The following is a 14106-nucleotide window of genomic DNA, read 5'->3' on the forward strand; positions in this document are numbered from 1 at the left end:
GACGCGGCGGCGATGCCGCGCCGGCCGGCGGAGCGCGCCAGGAGCGTTCGGGCCGCCCCGCGGCATCCGGTCACAGCCACGCCCCCGCGGGCAACGGCGGCGGCCAGGGTCGTTCGGCTCAGGGCTCCGGTCGCTCCGGCGGCCTGCAGGTCGGCGGCCTCGTCCGCGGTGCCGGTTCCACCGGAGGCGCACGCCGCTCGGCTCCGCGCCGCGCGCAGGGCTAACCCCTCAGCACCACGTCTTGCCGTCTGAACGGGCCGGTCTCTCACGAGGCCGGCCCGTTTTGCGTTGCCGGAGTGGCAGTTGAGACGATTGTGCACCCCGCCGCAGCAGTGCTGCCACACTTCAGCGACAGGGTCGCCCCTCCCCCTCGTGGCTAACTCAGGAGAAACGTGACGGCGCCGGATGCTCGGCCCGGAATCACGCGGCCATCCGCCGGTTGCGCACCTGCCCGCCGCGGATCTCCTGAGTTGGCCACGGCAGCAGGCGACCGCGACGGGAGCCGGCGCGCGTTCTGCGGCGTGATCAGGCCGTGACCCCGGGGTGTAATTCAGCACCGCGTCGCTGGGTTAGTCTCGGGTCATGGTCACCACTGCAGTCATCCGTCCTGTCGAAGAAGCGGACGCCGAAAGCCTCGGCCGCGTGCACGCCACCTGCTGGCACGAAACCTACGACCAGCTGCTCAGCACGGCCGCCCTCGAGCAGCTGCAGCCGGCCCGTCTCGCCGCGATGTGGCGCAGGTTCAGCTCCCAGGGGCCGCAGTACCGGCAGGTCGCCGCCCTCGTCGACGGCGAGATCGTGGGATTCGCGGGCAGCGGCCCGGCCCGCGACACCGACAAGCCGGCGCCGCAGGAGCTCTACTTCATCTACCTGCTCGATGCGTATCACGGCACCGGCATCGGCCAGCAGCTCTTCGACGCCGTCGTCGACGAGGGCCCGTCCTACCTATGGGTCGCCGAAGTGAACCCCCGCGCGCACTCGTTCTACAAGCGCAACGGCTACGCCGCCGACGGCCACGACCAGGACCAGGAAGTCCTCGGCGAAGAATTGCACGAGGTGCGTCTGGTGCGTCCCCGGTCGCTCGCTCGCCGGCTCTCGCTCGTCACGTCCGAGTAGTCCCGCAGACGAGTAGCCCGGTTTCGGGCTCCCGCTGAGGGAGCCCGAAGCCCGCGCTGCGTCCCGTACTGGCACACCGGCCCGAGCTGGCACACCGGCCCGAGCTGGCACACCGGCCCGAGCTGGTGCGGCAGCCCGATCTAGCGGAGCTGTCCGACCGAGGCCAGCGCCATCCGCAGCAGGGCGCCGCGACCGCCCTCCATCTCCGCTGCCACGGCGTCCGAGGCTGCCTCCCGGGGCGTCATCCAGGTCAGTTCGAGGGCGTCCTGGCGCGGGTCGCAGGTGCCGGTGACGGGAACGACGTAGGCCATCGAGACCGCGTGCTGGCGGTCATCCGTGAACGCGGTGATGCCCGGCATCGGAAAGTATTCGGCGACCGTGAACGGCACCGGGCTCACCGGCAGCTGGGGGAAGGCCATCGGCCCGAGGTCCTTCTCGAGGTGACGGAAGAGCGCGTCACGCAGGGTCTCGCCGTAGAGGACCCGGCCGGACACCAGCATCCGGGTCATCTCGCCGGTCGACCGCGCGCGGAGGAGCACGCCGACCTCGACGACCTGGCCGAGACCGTCGACCCGCACGGGCACGGCCTCGATGTAGAGGATCGGCAGCCGACGACGCACCTCGGCCAGCTCGACGTCGCTCAGCCAGCCCTGGTTGGTGCTCGGCGGCGGAGCGTCCTCGGGGCCAGGCGTCCAGTCCGGATCAGGGTCAGGGGTGCGCACGCTCATGAAGCCATTCTGTACTACGCCGCGACCGGATGCCGATTTGCGGCCGCCCGGGGTCGTGACACCGACACGTCAGCGACCTTCGCGGGCGACGGATGCCGCCGGGCGGCCCTGATCGCGGTGCCGAAAACCGCACCGCAATGGAAGGATTGACTGGTCGACGGTCACGATGTCGACCTCGAGCAGGAGGACCGCCATGGACCAGTACGATCAGAGCAGCGACAGAACCGGCGCCGGCAACGACGACACCGCCAACGCCGAGAGCCCCGGCGCCACCGGGGATGCCCGCACGGTCCGCGCCGAACCGATCAACCCGGACGCCGTGCTGTGGTCCGCGTCAGCTGCCGACCGGGCCGGGCGACCGCTGCTGCTCATCCTGCACGGTTACGGCTCGCATGAGGGAGACCTCTTCTCCCTCGCCCCGCACCTGCCGCTGCATCCGGTCATCGCCGCTTTGCGCGCCCCGCTGGCGGCCGGACCGGGCTGGGCCTGGTTCCCGATCGGAGCGGCGGGGGCCAAGGTCAACCCCGGCTCGCCGAGCGCCGACGCCCTGGAGGCGGCGGCCGCCGGAGTGCTCGAATGGCTGGACACCCTGCCGGAGCAGCCGTCATCCGTGGGCCTGCTCGGTTTCTCGCAGGGCGGCGCGATGGCGCTTCAGCTGCTGCGCCAGGCCCCCGACCGGTTCGACTTCGCGGTGCAATTGAGCGGCTTCGTGGGGCGCAGCACGCATACGGGCGACGAACGCCTCGCCGAACGCCGCCTGCCGGTGTTCTGGGGTCGCGGCACGGCGGACCCGGTCATCCCTCAGGATGCGATCGACCGCACGCAGGCCTGGCTGCCCGGCCACTCGACGCTCACCGAGCGCATCTATGAGGGCCTCGAACACTCCATCTCCGAGGCCGAGCTCGGCGAGATCGTCACGTTCCTGCGCGCACAGTACGCCGCGCCGGCCGCCTAGACGCGCCGGGACCGCGGCATCCGTTCGCCCGAACGAATTCGACGGAGATTTTGGCCAAAAAGGGCTCAAACGGGCGAAAAACGGTTCGCAGCGCGAAAATCTCCGTCGAATTGGTTAGACGGCGCGCCGATCAGAACAGGCCGGGCCGACAGGGGCCGGGCCGAGCGGGCTAGCGGCCGCGGCCGGCCTTCTCGTTCTGGGCCGCCTGGCGGGCGACGTGCGCGATCTTGCGTGCGCGCTCGGCGTCGCGGTCCTTGACGCGGATCTGTTCTTCGCGCACCTCGAACTGGGTGGCCCGCTCGGTGACCAGCCAGGTCGGCGGCTGCTGCAGCAGGGCCAGGATCTCGGCGCTCGTGAGCGGCTCGGTCACGTCGCCGCGGACGAGGCCGGAGATCGACACGCCCAGCTTGGCGGCGACGACCTGCTTGGGGTGCGGGCCGTTGGCGCGCAGGTCCAGCAACCAGGCGGGCGGGTTCGCCTCCAGCGCGGCCAGCTCGGTGCGCGAGATGGGTGCGGCCTGGAAATCCTCGGGTGCTGCTTCGAGCAGAATCCCGAGCTTCTGGGCCGCCGTGGAGGGCTTCATGGTCTGGGTCTTCTTCTCGGTCATCAGTCAAGCGTATAGCCTGAGAAGACCCGTATAGCCGTAAGAGCCTGTCGTTCCGGCGGAAGACACGATACGAGACCCAGAAAGTATGAGGATGCCGGTGACCTTTTCCATTGCCTTCACCGCCGGTGTGACCCCCACCAAATGGACCCGGATCTGGGCCGATCGCAGGCCCGACCAGCCCCTTGAGGTCTTCCGCACCGACCCGTCCGAACAGGATGCGGTGCTGCGCGACGGCCGGGCCCAGGTGAGCCTGGTGCGCCTGCCCGTCGACGAAACCGACCTGAGCCTGATCGCCCTCTACCGTGAGATCCCCGTGGTCGTCGCGGCGAAAGACCATTTCATCGCCGACGCCGACAGCGTCGTCGTGGCCGACCTCGCCGACGATCACCTGCTCCAGGACCCGGACGCCGTGCCCGAATGGCGCGATGTCGCCACCGAGGTGCGCGACGGCACCCGCCGCCCCCTGCCGAAGATGCGCGACCTGGACGACACCATGGAGCAGGTCGCTGCGGGCGTCGGCATCGTCATCCTGCCCCATTCGCTGGCGCGACTGCACAGCCGCAAGGATGTCGTGTCCCGCCCGGTCGAGGACGTCTCGGAGAGCCAGGTGTCCCTGGCCTGGCTGACCCGGGAGACCACCGAAGACGTTGAGGAGTTCATCGGCATCGTGCGCGGCCGCACCCGGGACAGCTCGAGGGTCGACACCGTGCCGGCCGGCGCCGAAAAGGTGCGGAAGGAAAAGAAGACCGACAAGGCCAAGGCGGCCGCGAAGGCCGTGCGGGTGGCCGCCGCGAAGGCCAAGCCCGTCACCAAGAAGGCCACCAGCGTGACCGGGCGCACCCGCAACACGCCGAGCCCCCGGGCCGGCAAGCGCCGCGGCGGCCGCTGACCCGCACGACCCCAAGCACGGAACCGCCGACCGCGGCCAAACCAGGTCACCGCAAACCACACACCTGAGATAGGCTCAGCCATCTGCCCTCAGTGCAGGCTGAAGACCCATTTCAGGCCAAGGATCACGAGTGCCCGAACTCATCCGGTGGGTGTTGGTCCCGCTCATGCGTGCGTGGTCCGCGGCCACGACTCGCGACTACGCGGGCATCCCGCGTCCGACGGATGGCCAGCGCGCCCACTCCCCCGGAATCAACAGCGATCGCATCCTGATCTTCGGCAGCGGCCCCGCAGTCGGCTGGGGGGTGCTCAGTCACGACGTCGCCCTGCCCGGGTCGCTCGCGCGAGCCCTGTCCGCCCGCACCGGCCGGGGTACGGATGTCGATGTGGTCCCGAACCCGCACGTCACCATCCGAACGGCCCGGGCCGAACTCGACGGGCTGGGGCTCTGGCGGTACGACGCCATCGTCGTGAGCCTGGGCACGAGCGACGCCGTCAGCCTGATTCCCGCGCGGGTGTGGCAGCGGGAATTGACGGCGCTGCTGGACCGGATCGAACTGGAATCCTCGCTCACGACGAGGATCTTCGTGCTCGGCGTGCAGCCGATCCGGTCGATAGCCGCCTTCGATTCCCCCCTCGGCGCCGTGGCTGAGAAGAATGCCCGGTCCCAGAACGACATCAGTGCCTGGGTCTGCTCCCAACGCCCCCAGGCCCACTTCGTGCCGATGACGGCCAACCTGGCCGTGACGCCCGGGCGGGTGCGTACTGCGGCGCATTACAGCCGGTGGGCCGAACTCCTCGCCGCACGGATGGGGCCATCCCTCGACGCCGAACACCTCGAGGTCGACACGTCCGGCAACGGCCGTTCGAAGGCCCGTGACGCCGAGCAGCGCTCACCCGATCCGGGTCGCGCGATCGACCGGCTCGGCATTCTGGAAGGAGACCCGGACGCCAGGCTCGACCGGATCGTGGCCATCGCGAAGAGATCGTACGGCACCGCATCGGCCGCGCTCACCTTCATCGACGGCGACCGGCTCTGGGACAAGACGAACATCGGCCGGGCCCCGCGGGTCTTTCCGCTGGCAGGGTCGATCACGGCCATCGCGGTGAGCGAGCCCGGAGCGACGGTCGTGCCCGACGCTCAGGCGGAGGAGAGGTTTCGCGACCATCCCCTCGTGACGGGCGCCCCGCAGACCCGCTTCTACGCCGGGTTCCCGATCGAGGCAGACACCGGCGAGCGGATCGGCGTGCTCAGCGTGTTCGACCCGGAGCCCCGGCCCGCCGCCGACATCGACATCGTCCTGCTGCGCGAACTCGCCCTCCTGATCCAGGCGGAGCTGGGGCGCCTGCCGGACTAGCCGTGTCACACCGGGGCGACCGGCTGCCTGAGTACGGTCCGGAGCTTGGCGGGCTCGGTTCGGCGCGGGTCGCCGAGGTAGAGCTCGTGGTGCCGGCCGTTCATCCGCAGCCCGTGCTCGGCCAGGAACTCCCCGTGCAGGCCGGCGAGCGTGGGCGCCTCATCGGCGTAGGACCCGAGATGCAGCAGCTGCGCGCACAGGCCTTCGTCGAGGGCCTCCACCCGCACGCTCGCAAGGGCGGGCAGCTTCTTCTTCGCCCGGACCACCGCGATGGCGTCGGCGATGAAGGCATCCGTCACCCAGTCCGGCTGGCTGATCAGCATGGTCCACTGCCATCTCGCCTTCTCGCCGGCCGTGAAGACGGATGCGTCGTCGGCGTACCAGAGGCCCTCGAGCGGTGCCACGACCAGGTCCTGGCCGAGGGTGCGACGGCCGGCGAACTTGATCGCGTAGGCGACCGCGTAGAGCGCCTCGACGGCCTCGGCATAGGCGGGCGCGGTGGCCGGGTCGCCGCTGCCGTCGGCCGCGATGAAGCGCTGCGCGGGCACCTCGATCAGCTCCCAGTCGCGATTCGCGGGGGCGTAGAACGGCTTCAGCACGCGTTTCACGTCCCACGGGCCCGCCCCGGCCGGCGCGGTGTTGCGGGGCGAGCGCAGCTGTCCGGTGCGGCGGTCGGTGCGAAACGGCACTTCGCCGCTCATTCTGCGGTCCCACCCGACGCTGCGGCATCCTGCGGCGCCGCGTTCTGCGGCGCCGCGTTCTGCAACACCGAGAGGATGTTGCCGGCCGGGTCGGTGAACCAGGCGACCTTCGGGTCCCCGTTCCGGGAGACGCCCGCCGCGTCCTGGTCCATCCCCTCGTAGCGTTCGAATGCGACTCCCCGGGCCGTGAGCTCGGCCACCGCGGCGTCGATGTCCTCCACCACGAAGTTGAGGATGGTGAAGACGGCCGGCACGTGGTCCGGCTTCGGGTAGACGATCACCTCGGCCCCGCCGGGCAGGCGCAGGCGCAGCGGGCCCATGGCGTCATCCGTCACCTCGAGCCCGAGCGTCTCACCGTAGAAGCGGCGTGCGGCCGCCAGCTCGGGAACGGCGAATCCGCCGAACGCGTGCACGATTCCAATACTCATGTCAGGACTCCAGTCATCGAGGGCGGCCGGATGTCGGCCGGATGCGGCATCAGCGGGAGCTGATCGAGGCGAACTTGCGGATGCACAGCGGCACGAAAACGACCAGCATGACCGTGACCCCGATCAGGACCGTGGTGATCGGGTTCTGCAGGGTCCAGATGTCGGGAACCGGGGCGGTGCCCTCGTTGCCGAACAGCTCCCGGGCCGCCTGCACGAGCGCGGACACCGGGTTCCACTCGGCGAAGATGCGCAGCGGGTCGGGCAGGGTATCGCTGGGGACGAAGGCGACCGAGACGAAGGTCAGGGGGAACAGGATCAGGAAGGACGCGTTGTTGATCACCTCCGGTGACTTCACGCTCATGCCGAGCAGCGCCATCACCCAGCTGAAGGAGTAGCTGAACAGCAGCAGCAGCCCGACCCCGGCGAAGAACTCCGCCGGGGACGAATTCACCCGCCAACCGACGAAGAGCCCGGTGGCCATCATGATCACCATCGAGATCGTGTTCAGCAGCAGGTCGCCGTTGGTGCGTCCGATCAGCACGGCGGACGAGCTCATCGGCAGGCTGCGGAACCTGTCGATGATTCCCTCCTTGAGGTCCTGCGCCATCGCGGAGCCGGAGAAGGTCGACCCGAACACGACGGTCTGCGCGAAGATGCCGGCCATCAGGAACTGCACGTAGTCGGTGCCCTGCACGGAGATCGCGCCGCCGTAGACCTGGCTGAACAGCAGCACGAACATGATCGGCTGGATCACCGCGAAGACGAGCACGTCCGGGGACCGCTTGATCTTGATCAGGTTGCGCTTGGTCACCGTCCAGCCGTCGGAGTACCAGAGGGCGAGCGGGTTCCAGGCCGCCAGGCTGCCGGCGGCGCTCATTTCGACTTCTCCAATTCGCCGTCCTCCGCCGCGTCGGCGGCCCGGTCGGCCTTGTGCCCGGTGAGCTTCAGGAACACGTCGTCGAGGGTGGGCCGGCGCATCCCGGCGTCGTGCAGACGGATGTTGGCGGCGCCCAGTTCGGACAGGACATGCTTCAGCGCGTGGGGCCCGTCGATCACCGCGACCTCGAGTCCGCGGCCGTCGCTGGTCGACGTCGGCACACCCGCGCCGTACCGGGCCAGGATCTCCCGGGCCGCGGGGCCATCGTCACCCTCGACCAGGGCCAGCTCGAGCCGGTGCCCGCCGATCTGGGCCTTGAGCTGGTCCGAGGTCCCTTCGGCGATCACCCGGCCGTCATCGATCACGACGATGTCGTCGGCGAGCTGATCGGCCTCTTCGAGGTACTGGGTGGTCAGCAGAACCGTGGTGCCGTCGGCGACCAGACGCTTGATCACAGCCCAGAGCGCGATCCGGCTGCGCGGGTCGAGCCCGGTGGTCGGCTCGTCGAGGAACAGCACCTTCGGGTTGATCACCAGCGCGCCGGCCAGGTCGATCCGCCGGCGCATGCCGCCGGAGAACCCCTTGACCGGGCGGTTCCCGGCCGCGGTGAGTTCGAACAGGTCGATCAGTTCCTGGGCGCGACGCCGGGACGCGGTACCGCCGAGGTGATAGAGCCGGCCGACCATTTCGAGGTTCTCGAAACCAGTCAGGTTCTCGTCGACGGCCGCGTACTGGCCCGAGACGCCGATGATGCGCCGCACGGACTTCGGGTCGGCGGCCACGTCGATGCCGTCGACAAAGGCGGTGCCGGCATCCGGTCGAATCAGGGTGGTCAGCATCTTCACGACCGTGGTCTTGCCGGCGCCGTTGGGCCCCAGCAGCGCCTTCACGCTGCCGCGGGGCACGGACAGGTCCAGTCCGGCGAGCGCCCGCACGGGCCCGGACTTGGAACGGTAGGTCTTGGTCAGGCCAGTGGCCTCGATGATGGTCATTCGGTTGATCCCTGCCTGGTCGGGGGCGACACACGAGGTGGAAACGCGGTGAACCACAGACTCAACATTTTAACCACCCGCACCGGCTTCGACAATGACCGATCCGGGCAATAAACGGATGCGACGGCGGTCGCCGCCCGCGCGCACCGGCACCCCCGTGACTATGGTGTGCTCATGGATCAGGCGCGCTGGGACAGGCTCGTGCAGTGGCCGCTGCTCGCCGCATCCGTGCTCTTCCTGCTCAGCTACAGTTGGCGCGTGCTGGCCGACCTCGACGGCCCCCGGTACACGCTCACGTTCGCCATTCTGGTGCTCGCCTGGCTGGTGTTCCTGGCCGACTACCTGGTCAACCTCTATCTGGCGCCGCAGCGCGGACGCTGGTTCATCACCCATCTGTTCGACCTGCTGGTGGTCTTCCTGCCGGTCCTCCGGCCGCTTCGCCTGCTCAGACTGGTCACGATGCTGCCGGTGTTCCAGAAAACCCCGGGCTCGGCCGTTCGGTCCCGGGTCGGCCTCTACCTGGTCGGGGCGTCCAGCCTGCTGATCTGCATGGGCGCGCTGGCGGTGCTCGACGCGGAGCGGGCCTCGCCCCGCGCGAACATCACCACCATCGGCGATTCCGTCTGGTGGGCGTTCGTCACCGTGTCGACGATGGGCTACGGAGACTACTTTCCCGTCACCGGTGTCGGAAGGCTCATCACGGTGGGGCTGATGCTCGGCGGCGTCACGCTGGTCGGTGTGATCACGGCGACCCTGGCCTCCTGGATCATCGACCGCATCGCCGCCGTCGGCCAGGACCAGCGGTCCCGAGCGGGCAAGCACTAACCAATTCGACGGAGATTTTGAGTTAAAACCACGTTTCCGGCCGGTTTGGGCCCGATTCCGGCAAAATCTCCGTCGAATTCGTTCCGCGACGATGGTCTGGCGGCAGCGGCAGCGGCCCGAAGGCGGGTACGACTAGCGCAGCCGCACGAGTTCCGTCAGGTCGTCCCTCGGCAGCTCGTCGACCACGGCCGACACCGCCATCGAGTGCAGGAGCACCCCGCCGCCGATGGTGGTGAGAAACGCCGTGTCTGCGGCGTCGCGGCCCGTCGCGATCCGCACCAGCGACTGCCGGGGCGCCAGCAGGGTCGCGTCGACCACCTGCCAGGCGTCGTCGACGAAGGCCTCGGCCACGGCGCGGAAGTCCATTGGCGCCAACCCGGGCGCGTAGACGGAGACCAGCCGAGCGGGCACGTCGCGCGCCCGCAGCAGCGCCACGACCAGGTGGGCGTAGTCCCGGCAGACGCCCCGGCGGGCCAGCAGGGTGCGCACGGCGCCATCGGTCGGCAGTCTGGCCCCGGGCACGTAGCTGAGCTTCTGCCCGACCCACGACGTCACCCCGTGCAGCAGGTCGGCCCCCTCGAGCCCGGCGAATTCGGCGTGGGCGGTGGGACCGAGGCTGTCGGACTCGCAGTAGCGGCTCGGCCGCAGGTACCGCACCAGGTCGATGTCGGCCCCTGGCGACGGATGCGCCGGGCCGGCCAGGTCAGCGTGGTAATCCACCTCGACGGGGCCCGCTGCCACCTCGGCCAGATGCAGGCGGGTGCCGTGCTCGTCGGTGACCTCCCGAACCGGCACCTCGGCGCCACCCTGCATGACACTGAGGAGCTCGACCCGGTCGGCAGCGGCACCGGCAGCGTCGGCCGCACCGGCCGCACCGGCCGCGCCGACTGATTCCCGCGATGCGGTCGGGCCGCCCGCCACGGCGATGGACAACACGAGGCGTGCGGGCGCCAGGGCCTCGAGCGAGAGGTGCGCGGCCACGGTGCGTTTCATGCCTCGATCCTGACACGGCGCCGTGCGTGACGGCCACTCCGCGGCCGCAGCCACTGGCGAGGTGCCCGGCGCGGGGCCACACTGGGGCCGCATGCTGGGTGAACTGAACGAGCCTGAGATCGACGCTGTGCTGCGCCAGGCCGTGGTCGGCCGAATCGGCTGCCACGCCGAGGGCTGCACCTATATCGTGCCGATCTCCTACGCCTACGACGGTGACGCCGTGTACGGCCACAGCGCATCCGGAAGCAAGGTGCAGATGATGCGGGCGAACCCGTCGGTCTGCTTCGAGGTCGAGGAGGTCGACGATCTCGCGAACTGGCGCAGCGTGATCGGCTGGGGCAGCTATGAGGAATTGACCGGTGAGGATGCCGCGGCCGGGATGCGGGTGCTGCTGACCCGGTTCGCGCCGCTGGTCACGAGCGTCACCGCCGAGCCGCACCTGGGCCCGGACGGCACCGTTCTGCCGGGCCCGGCACCGGAGCCGAAATCGGTGCCCAAACCGGGGCCCGGGCCCCGGCCGAAGCCGGGTCCCGGGACATCCGTGCTGCCCCCGGACCACGCCGCCGCGGGGTCATCCCCGCACGCCGTGATCTACCGGATCCGGCTGACCGAGAAGACCGGCCGGTTCGAGAAGGCCTGAGTTCGAGAAGGCCCGAGTCGGAGAAACCCGCGGGGCCTACGCCTTGCCCGCGGCGAGGATATCGACGACGAACACGAGCGTGTCGGTGCCCGTGATCCCGGCCTGGGTCTGTCCCGCATCACCGTAGCCGAGCGCCGGCGGGATGATGATGACGACCTGGGAACCGACCGTCTGGCCGACGAGGCCCTGGGCGAACCCGGGAACGACGCTGCTCAGTGACATCGGGGTCGGTCCGCCCTTGCCCCAGGACTGGTCGAACACCTTGCCGCTGGACCAGACGACGCCCGAGTACTGCACGGTCACGGTCGCCCCCTCCGCGACCTTGCGGCCGTCGCCCTTCTTCAGCACCTCGGTCTTCAGGTCGGCTGGGGCGTCGGCCTTGGGGATGGTCACGGTCGGGGCGCCGTCCTTGGCCAGCGCCACGGTCGGGAAGCCGTCCTGGGGCTTCTGGTCCTTGCCGCTGGCGCGGGTCGGGATCTGGCCCTTGACGTCGATGACGAAGATGATGTTGTCCTTGGCGCCGACCTTGAGGTCCGCGTTTCCGGCACCGCCGAAGGCGTCAGCCGGCGGCGAAACGACGGCGACACGCGCTCCGTAGTTGGAGCAGGCCACGCCCTTGATGATGGCCGGAAAGACGCCCGACTTCTCGTCGAGGGTGATGGAGGCGCCGGCGGCGTCACCGTAGCCGCCGGCGTTCATCTTCTCGCCCGTGGTCGCGTTGTAGACCGCGAAAGCGAGTTCGACGACGTCGCCGGTCTTCACGGCGCCACCCTTGCCCTCGGTGATGACGCTGCGTTCGGTGGTCTTCGTGCTCAACGGCTTCGAGAATTTCACCGTGGGTTCCGCGTTGGCCTTCCCGGCGACCTTGACGGAATCCGAGACCTTCCCGGAATCGGTGCAGGAGATCGACGACGCGCCGGCCGCCTTGTCGGTCGAGGGAGAGGCGCTGCAGCCCGCGAGCGCGAGAACGGCGACGGTGGCAACGGAGATGAGGGCAGGAAGTTTACGCACGCTGATCTTTCTATTCGTCAAAGCCTGGTGTGGCTGGATTGAGGCGGGTTGGAACAGCCGCCCAACGCCGGGCCTTCGCCAGTATGCCGGAACGACATCTGTACCGGCTGAGTCCCCGGGTCAGAGGCCCTCGGCGATCGCCGCGGTGGCGAGGAGCCACGCCTCCCTGGTGCGAGGGTCGAGAGCGTCGATGTTGAGCGATCCGCCGGCGACGAGGGCGGCGTCATAGGGAACGTCGACCACCGCGCGGGTCAGCTGGCTGAAGTGGTCGTGCAGCCGTTTGGACAACTGGTGGTCCGCCGTCTTGGCCGGCGACGCGAGGATGGTGACCGCCTGCGCGACCTTGTCGGCGTGGCCCTTCTGTCGCAGCCCGTCCAGCAGGGCGGCCGCCCCGTAGGCGGTGTCCTCGCGGATCGTCGAGACGACGACGAGCTGGTCGGCCGTTTCGACGGCCGCTTCCCAGTTGGAGGCCCGCATGTTGTTGCCGGTGTCGATGATGAGCACGCGGTAGAACCGGCTCAGGGCAGCGTGCAGTTTGCCGAAGGCCACGTCGTCGATGCTGGCCGCTCCGGCCGGATCGAGGTCGGAGGCGAGGGCGTCGAACCGGGCATCGCCCTGGTTGCGCACGTAGTTGTCGAGGTCGCCGACGCGGGCGGAGCTCGAATAGGCGAAGTTGTCCAGGTCGCGCAGCAGGTCGACGGCGGTGTTGGTGTGCGAAGCGGTCTGTGCCCGCACACCGAGTGTGCCCATGGTCTCGTTGTTGTCCCAGGCGAGCGTGTACCCACCGCGATGGATGCCGAAGGTCGCCGCGATCAGGAGAGTGGCCGTCGTCTTGTGCGCGCCGCCCTTGGGGTTGAGCACGACGATGGTGCGCGGACCGACCAGCCGGCGCTGCACCGAGGCCACGGCGGCGCGGTGCGCCATCTCCGCGCCTCCCGGAGCCGGGGACACCACGCCGCCGGTCAGGCGGCGAACCGTTCCCTGCCAGCCCAGAATCGCCGGGCCGGCCACCATCGCCGGACGGGAGTTCATGAAATCGGAGAGATTGGGGCCCGCCTCGTCGCCGGAGACGCCATTCGAGGAAGCCGGGGCAGCCGGGGCAGCCGGCACCAGCCCGATGAAGGCCGAGGCAGAGCGGGGAACGCTGTGCGCGTCGGCCTCGGAGCCGAGGTCGAGGTCTGAGTCGAGGTCTGAGTCGAGGTCCGAGTCCTTGAGGTCCGAATCCAGGTCGGTCGACGGATCGAACATGAGGTTCTCGAACGGCTGGACCATGACGGATTCGAACGGGTCGGCCGGTCGGGCCGGCACGAAGTCCGCCTGGGAGGCCTCGAGCACGACAGCATCCAGGGGCGCCGGCTCGGAGCCGGTCAGGTCGCGGTCGGGCGCGTCGGCGTCGGTCTCGTGAGCGTCCGTCGCGTCAGTATCCGTCGCGTCAGCATCCGTCGGGAACCCGTCACTCGCACCGAGGGTGTCGGCCTCGAGGAACAGGGCCTCGATGTCGGCGTGGGGCGTGGCGTTCGCCATGTCGGCACGGTACGGTTCCGGCGAGGCAACCACGTCGATCACCATGGTCCCGGTCGGCTCGGCCGGATCGGCCGGATCGGCCGCGGGAGCAGGCGGGTTGGTGACCCCGAACGAGCGGGCGGCGGCGGCCGCGGGCTTCGGGATGAAGGCGCCGTCGGATTCCACGTCCCCGTCAGGGTGCACGATCAGTGGCGACTGGCCCTGCTCGTCCTCGGCGGTCAGGCGCACCGGACGGCCGACCTTGAGGGCGGCATCCGTGACCCGGTTGATGATCTCCTCGCGAACGCCGGCCTCGTCGGCGGCGACGATGTGCTGGCTCACGCCATCGATGGTGAGGTCCCCCGTGCCGTCGCTGCGGATCATCGCGCGGATGCGCGGGAGTTCGGATACGTTCTGCTTCATTTCGGCCTTATTTCCGTCGAGCTCAGCTCATCAGCGTGAGCACGTCGAAGATCCATCGAGC

General features: G+C 69.6%; 16 protein-coding genes and 1 pseudogene. 7 read left to right on the forward strand and 10 right to left on the reverse strand.

What is annotated here, in order from left to right; translation table 11 throughout:
• Both E3T37_RS16855 and E3T37_RS10770 read left to right on the forward strand, forming a co-directional pair.
• A pseudogene (locus E3T37_RS16855) lies at positions 1–224 on the forward strand (DEAD/DEAH box helicase); the annotation flags it as partial.
• Positions 225–582: 358 nt separating this feature from the next.
• Complete coding sequence (locus E3T37_RS10770; RefSeq protein ID WP_134366782.1) at positions 583–1116, forward strand: GNAT family N-acetyltransferase; 534 nt, start codon at positions 583–585, stop codon at positions 1114–1116.
• A gap of 140 nt (positions 1117–1256) precedes the next feature.
• Here the strand turns inward: E3T37_RS10770 and E3T37_RS10775 are convergent, their stop codons facing one another.
• Positions 1257–1844: an NUDIX hydrolase family protein gene (locus tag E3T37_RS10775; RefSeq protein WP_134366783.1), complete on the reverse strand. Its 588-nt coding sequence runs from the start codon at positions 1842–1844 to the stop codon at positions 1257–1259.
• A gap of 69 nt (positions 1845–1913) precedes the next feature.
• Positions 1914–2039 (reverse strand): hypothetical protein, encoded by a 126-nt coding sequence (locus E3T37_RS17640; RefSeq protein WP_255572818.1) that lies wholly within the window; start codon positions 2037–2039, stop codon positions 1914–1916.
• Between E3T37_RS17640 and E3T37_RS10780 the strand changes: the two genes are divergently transcribed.
• Complete coding sequence (locus E3T37_RS10780; protein WP_134366784.1) at positions 2038–2799, forward strand: alpha/beta hydrolase; 762 nt, start codon at positions 2038–2040, stop codon at positions 2797–2799. The two genes, E3T37_RS17640 and E3T37_RS10780, sit on opposite strands and share 2 nt — an antisense overlap.
• A 169-nt stretch (positions 2800–2968) precedes the next feature.
• Here the strand turns inward: E3T37_RS10780 and E3T37_RS10785 are convergent, their stop codons facing one another.
• Positions 2969–3406, reverse strand: coding sequence for a DUF5997 family protein (locus tag E3T37_RS10785; RefSeq protein WP_134366785.1), 438 nt, complete (start codon positions 3404–3406; stop codon positions 2969–2971).
• Positions 3407–3503: 97 nt separating this feature from the next.
• Between E3T37_RS10785 and E3T37_RS10790 the strand changes: the two genes are divergently transcribed.
• Both E3T37_RS10790 and E3T37_RS10795 read left to right on the forward strand, forming a co-directional pair.
• Positions 3504–4295: a LysR substrate-binding domain-containing protein gene (locus E3T37_RS10790; RefSeq protein WP_160141070.1), complete on the forward strand. Its 792-nt coding sequence runs from the start codon at positions 3504–3506 to the stop codon at positions 4293–4295.
• A 130-nt stretch (positions 4296–4425) separates the two neighbouring features.
• Positions 4426–5652: a GAF domain-containing protein gene (locus tag E3T37_RS10795; protein ID WP_134366787.1), complete on the forward strand. Its 1227-nt coding sequence runs from the start codon at positions 4426–4428 to the stop codon at positions 5650–5652.
• A 5-nt stretch (positions 5653–5657) separates the two neighbouring features.
• Here E3T37_RS10795 and E3T37_RS10800 read toward each other — a convergent pair whose 3' ends face one another.
• From E3T37_RS10800 to E3T37_RS10815, 4 genes are read right to left on the reverse strand one after another with little or no spacing between them, the layout of a single operon-like run.
• Positions 5658–6353: a GyrI-like domain-containing protein gene (locus E3T37_RS10800; RefSeq protein ID WP_134366788.1), complete on the reverse strand. Its 696-nt coding sequence runs from the start codon at positions 6351–6353 to the stop codon at positions 5658–5660.
• Entirely contained in the window at positions 6350–6781 is a 432-nt protein-coding gene (locus E3T37_RS10805; RefSeq protein ID WP_134366789.1) for a VOC family protein, read from the reverse strand. Before E3T37_RS10805 ends, E3T37_RS10800 begins: the two co-directional genes overlap by 4 nt.
• A gap of 49 nt (positions 6782–6830) precedes the next feature.
• Positions 6831–7658 (reverse strand): ABC transporter permease, encoded by an 828-nt coding sequence (locus E3T37_RS10810; protein WP_134366790.1) that lies wholly within the window; start codon positions 7656–7658, stop codon positions 6831–6833.
• On the reverse strand, positions 7655–8650 hold the full coding sequence (locus tag E3T37_RS10815) for an ATP-binding cassette domain-containing protein (RefSeq protein WP_134366791.1): 996 nt from the start codon (positions 8648–8650) through the stop codon (positions 7655–7657). Before E3T37_RS10815 ends, E3T37_RS10810 begins: the two co-directional genes overlap by 4 nt.
• Before the next feature lie 174 nt (positions 8651–8824).
• Here E3T37_RS10815 and E3T37_RS10820 point away from each other — a divergent pair, with 174 nt between their 5' ends.
• Positions 8825–9475 carry a potassium channel family protein gene (locus E3T37_RS10820; protein WP_134366792.1) on the forward strand — a complete coding sequence of 217 codons (651 nt, stop codon included), beginning with the start codon at positions 8825–8827 and terminating at the stop codon, positions 9473–9475.
• A gap of 132 nt (positions 9476–9607) precedes the next feature.
• Here the strand turns inward: E3T37_RS10820 and E3T37_RS10825 are convergent, their stop codons facing one another.
• Positions 9608–10468, reverse strand: coding sequence for a transglutaminase family protein (locus E3T37_RS10825; RefSeq protein ID WP_134366793.1), 861 nt, complete (start codon positions 10466–10468; stop codon positions 9608–9610).
• A 91-nt stretch (positions 10469–10559) separates the two neighbouring features.
• Between E3T37_RS10825 and E3T37_RS10830 the strand changes: the two genes are divergently transcribed.
• Complete coding sequence (locus E3T37_RS10830) at positions 10560–11108, forward strand: pyridoxamine 5'-phosphate oxidase family protein (protein ID WP_134366794.1); 549 nt, start codon at positions 10560–10562, stop codon at positions 11106–11108.
• 36 nt (positions 11109–11144) lie between these two features.
• Here E3T37_RS10830 and E3T37_RS10835 read toward each other — a convergent pair whose 3' ends face one another.
• Both E3T37_RS10835 and E3T37_RS10840 read right to left on the reverse strand, forming a co-directional pair.
• Positions 11145–12119, reverse strand: coding sequence for an FKBP-type peptidyl-prolyl cis-trans isomerase (locus tag E3T37_RS10835; RefSeq protein WP_134366795.1), 975 nt, complete (start codon positions 12117–12119; stop codon positions 11145–11147).
• A 120-nt stretch (positions 12120–12239) separates the two neighbouring features.
• Positions 12240–14045 carry a chromosome partitioning protein gene (locus E3T37_RS10840; RefSeq protein ID WP_134366796.1) on the reverse strand — a complete coding sequence of 602 codons (1806 nt, stop codon included), beginning with the start codon at positions 14043–14045 and terminating at the stop codon, positions 12240–12242.
• Between the last annotated feature and the right edge of the window lie 61 nt (positions 14046–14106).

The sequence above is a fragment of the Cryobacterium sp. TMT2-10 genome (assembly GCF_004403075.1).
GTDB lineage: Bacteria > Actinomycetota > Actinomycetes > Actinomycetales > Microbacteriaceae > Cryobacterium > Cryobacterium shii.